Source organism: Longimicrobiaceae bacterium (assembly GCA_035696245.1).
GTDB lineage: Bacteria > Gemmatimonadota > Gemmatimonadetes > Longimicrobiales > Longimicrobiaceae > DASRQW01.
Map to the genome: position 1 here is coordinate 1 of DASRQW010000497.1, position 4,394 is coordinate 4,394.

The window sequence follows — 4,394 nt, forward strand, 5'->3', positions numbered from 1 at the left end:
CCGTCCCGGCCGGAAGCTACGGCTTGGGAGAGGCCTGCGCGCCGACGAGCGCTTCCAGGCGGGCCAGGCGTGCCTGGAGGTCCGTCACCTGGCCGGAGAGCCGGTCGACCTCGGCCGCCTTCCGCTGGAGCTCGGCCTGCGAGGCGGCGAGCTGGCGCGTCCTCTCCTCGAGCGCCTTCACGCCCGCGAAGTTGACGCCGTCTATGTCGCCCATCCCGATGCTCGACCCGCCCACGCCCAGCCCGAAGCCCTGGCGGAAGTCCTCGGCCACGGGCCCCAGGTGGCGTACCTGGCCCGCCTCTTCGTTGTAGAACCACGTGGTGACCGGCGTCGCGCGGAAGCGGCTCAGCACGTCCTCGCCGTTCACCGCCGCGAACCCGTGCTTGATGGTGCGGCTGGACGAGCACGAGAAGGTGCCCGAGCCCGCGGGCAGGTCGCAGCCGGTGTTGCCGCCCACGCCCGCGGCCGAGTTGCTGGCGAAGCTGGTGCGCAGGATCACGCCGCCGGGCGCGCGCAGGCGGAACTCACCGTTGGCCTGCGCCCGCACCGAGTCGGTCTGCGTGCTGGGATCGACCACGCCGGCCAGCACGATCGAGCCGATGTGCCCGTTGTTGCTGCCGCGGTAGCCGATGGTCACCGAGTTGTCGTTGTTGGCCGTGGTGCGGTAGCCCAGCGCCACCGCACCCTGGCCGCCCGCGCGCACCGTGTAGCCGATGGCGGTGCACGCGAAGCCCGAGCAGACGTTGCTGGCCCCGGCGCTGAAGCCCGCCGTGCCGCTCACCGTGACCGCCGAGCCGAAGCCCACGCCCACGGTGGAGCTGACGGTCACCTGGTCGCCGTACGCGAAGGCGCCGTAGCCGCTGGCGATCACCTGGTTGCCGCCCGCGAAGGTGAAGTCGTCCATGTTCACGTCGTCCCAGTTCGTCTGCGACGTAGGCACGCGCCCGAAGCGGACTGAGCCGCGGCAGGGGATCCACTCGAAGCGGGTGCCGGCGCCGGTGGCCGGGAGCTGCGCGGCGCAGCCGGTGGTGTTGCCCGCGTCCCGCACGAAGCCGTACGCCACGAACGCGCCCGAGCTGTCCACCCGCATGCGGTCCGCGACCGGGCTGCCCGCCTGGAGCTGGAGGAGGATGGGCGACTGGGCGCGGGCGGGGCCGGCCAGCAGCGTTCCCGCCACCAGCGGCAGGGCGATCGAGAGAATTCGGCGAAGTCTCATCTGGACCTTGGGCGTAGTGTGTGAAGAGCGGCCGGGAGGCGGCTCAGGGAACCTGCTTGAGGAGGAAGCCCGCGCTGCGCAGTAGGCCGCCCCGCACCAGCACCGGCGCGGAGGTCGTCGTGTTGGCGGACAGGGAGTACGTGCCGGTGACCGTGAGCCCCGGCACCGTGCCCGCCACCGTGCAGCCGGTGCCGGTGAGCACGAGGTGGCCGGTGGTGGCGGTGATCGAGCCGGTCCCGGCGGTGGCGGCGTCGTCGGCCACGGTGAGGTCGAACCCGGCGAGGCTCACAAGCCCGCCGTTCGCCACCGAGACGCCGCCGATGAACGTGTTCGCCGCCAGCAGCGGGTAGCGGGGCGCCCCGCCCGGCACCAGCGCCGAGTCAGTCGGCACCGGCGCGGCCGAGGGGAAGCCCACGCCGGGTGCGTCCCAGTTCGCCGGGTCTGTCCACGCGGTCGAGACGCTGCCGTTCCACGTGCGCCCGATGCCCGTCACCGTCGCGGCCAGGTTGCCCGTGCGGGTGCCGCTGGTGGCGGTGATGGTCACCGCGCCCCCGGAGATGGGCTTCACGCCCCCGGAGCCGTCCACGGTGGCCCGCGCCGCGTCTGACGTGCCCCACGTCACGAGGGCGCCGGGAACCGGGTTGCCCACCGCGGTGACCACGGTGGCCGTCAGCGCTTGCGGCGTGCCCGGGCGCAGGGACGTCACGGTGGGGGCGATCTTCACGAAGCCGTCGGGGAACTGCACCGGCGCCGACACGTAGACCTGAAAGGCGAACGTCGTCACCGTGGGCGGCATCACCAGCGTCCACGTGCGCGCCGACGACGTCGCGCCGGTCGCGAGCACCTGGTTGTACTGGTAGAACGGCTGGCCCGCCCCCGTGAAGGTCGCGAAGCCGTCCGGCACCACCGCCACCGTGCCCGTCCCCGACGTGGCCGCGGGGCCGGTGAAGAAGAACACGCGCACGCCGTTGGGCGACAGCGTGCTGCCGTCGGTGGTGCCCAGGGGCTGCGGGATCAGGTTCTTCACCGTGACGTCGAACGTGAACTGGCCCGTGCCGCTGTTGTACGCCTCGTTGGTAGACGCCAGCGTGACGTACGTGTTCTGGTTGCCCACGATCAGGTCGGCGTTCGCGCCGCCGGCCGTGGGCTGCGCGAGGGTGCAGTCCACCCGCTTCGCCTCGCGGTCGCCCTTGCAGTCCAGCGCCACCAGGTTCGTGGGCTCGGCGGGGGCGCCGGGCGTGCCGGGCTTGGGCGTGGGAGCCAGGGGGTCGGACTGGTCGCGGCACGCGGAGAGCAGCAGCACGAGCACGGCGGCGGCAATCCGGGCGCGCGGTGTGGAGCGCAGCATCGGTCCTCCGAAGGGACGAGTGGGCGGGGCGCGCGGCGGGCGCGGCCTGCGGAGTGGCGGCTGGGGTGTGGGATTCTGGCTGGCCGGACCGGGCAGGCGCCGGTCGCGTATGGCGGTCCAGAGGGGCCGCAAAGCACGACCGGAGCCGGTCTGCCTGGCGCCATGATACCGGTCGCGGCTGCGCCAAGCAAGCTCCGTGAACAGACGGATCTTGCGTTGTTGCAACGACTTTTCGCAGTTTCCGGTACGCCGCTGCGCGAGCCGCACGCCGGACCGCATCTCCCGCCGGGGCGATCGGTTGCGCCGCAGGTGTGCGCGGAAACGCCAGAAGATGCGGCGGGGGAGATGGTTGCGGCGGACGTGCGCGCGTGTCCGGAAACGTATGTATGCGAATATCGCGTGGATCTTCGGAAGGAACGGACGGCGGAATACCGTACGTTTGTTGTTTCGCGATCGTCCGCGCATGTTTCGGGGATGCCGCCTTCGCGCGGCAGCGCGAGCGGCGCCGGACGAGCAGCGGGGCGCGGCCGAATCGTCGGCCGCGCCCCGCATCATCGTCTTTCTTCTCGATAGCCCGGTTCCCCGCTACGCCGCTGCCGGGGGAAGACGAGTCGCCGTGGGAGTCGCCCTTCATCGGCCTCGGATGCTTCTCCGCACGGTGGATCCGCTCAGGCGGGGCGGATGCCCGCGACGGCGAGGGCGATGAGCAGCGCGCGCTCCACGCCCAGCGCGCCCTTCTCGTTGCTGTACCACTCGTCTAGCGTGTGGATGCCGCCGGAGTCGCCGCCCGCGCCGATGGCGATGGAGGGGATTCCCAGCGAGATGGGCAGGTTCGCGTCGGTGGACGAGGCGACCAGCTCCGGCCGCTCGCCCAGCGCCGAGGTGACGTCCAGCGCGGCCCGCACCAGCGGCGCGTCCGGCTCCGTCTGGCCCGACGGCCGGTCGCCGATGGTGATCAAGCGGCACGCGAGCGCGGCGTCGCCCGGGCGGCGGCGGGCGTTCTCGGCCGCGACGGCGCGCTCCACCTGCGCCCGCGCCATCCGCTCGATCCGTGGCAGCGCGCCCGGCGCCTCGCTGCGCATGTCCAGCTCCAGCCAGGCCGCGTCGGGGATCGCGTTGATGCTGGTGCCGCCCGCCATCCGCGCGACGGTGAGCGACGAGCGCTCCGGCGAGGGCAGCGCCAGCCCGGCCAGCCCGGCGACCGCGATCCCCAGCGCCTGCAACGGGTTGGGCGTTCCGCGGTCCGCCCAGGAGTGCCCGCCCGGCCCGTCGACCTCCACCCGCAGCCGCCGCGACCCGATGGCGCGGTGCACGATGCGGCGGATGCCCGACCCGTCCACCGCCACGAAAGCCCTGGCCGCCCGCAGCGGCGCGCCTTCGCGGAACAGGTGCTTCACGCCGCGCAGGTCGCCCGCGCCCTCCTCGCCCACCGTCGCCGCGAAGACGATGGGCCGCGAAGTGTGCGCGCCGCTCTCCACCAGCGCGCGGGCCACGGCGAGAAGGCCGGCCAGGCCGCGGCAGTTGTCCGTGATGCCCGGCGCGTAGATGCGTCCGTCCCGCTCGCGCGGCGCCACGTCGGTGCCCGCCGGGAACACCGTGTCCAGGTGCGACGCCAGCACCAGCGCGCCCTCGTCCGTCAGCGGCGCGCCGGGAAAGCGGGCGAGCACGTTGCCCGCCTCGTCGGTCGTGACGTCCGCCAGGCCGATCCGGGCGAAGCGCTCCGCCACATAGCTGGCGCGCTCGGCCTCGTGGAAGGTGGGCGCGGCGATCTGCACCAGCGCCTTCTGCTCGCGCAGCGTCTCCGCGTCGCCGGAGTGGACGAGCGCGCGG

Annotated in this window: 3 protein-coding genes; all 3 read right to left on the reverse strand. The window is 73.4% G+C overall.

The genetic code is table 11. The features are described from left to right. Positions 1-16 precede the first annotated feature (16 nt). Positions 17-1,216 (reverse strand): hypothetical protein, encoded by a 1,200-nt coding sequence (locus tag VFE05_22280; protein HET6232820.1) that lies wholly within the window; start codon positions 1,214-1,216, stop codon positions 17-19. 43 nt (positions 1,217-1,259) lie between these two features. Next, positions 1,260-2,564, reverse strand: a complete 1,305-nt coding sequence (locus tag VFE05_22285; protein ID HET6232821.1) for an Ig-like domain-containing protein — start codon at positions 2,562-2,564, stop codon at positions 1,260-1,262. 668 nt (positions 2,565-3,232) lie between these two features. Continuing rightward, a partial coding sequence (locus VFE05_22290; GenBank protein ID HET6232822.1) for a M20/M25/M40 family metallo-hydrolase occupies positions 3,233-4,394 on the reverse strand: 1,162 nt, incomplete at its 5' end.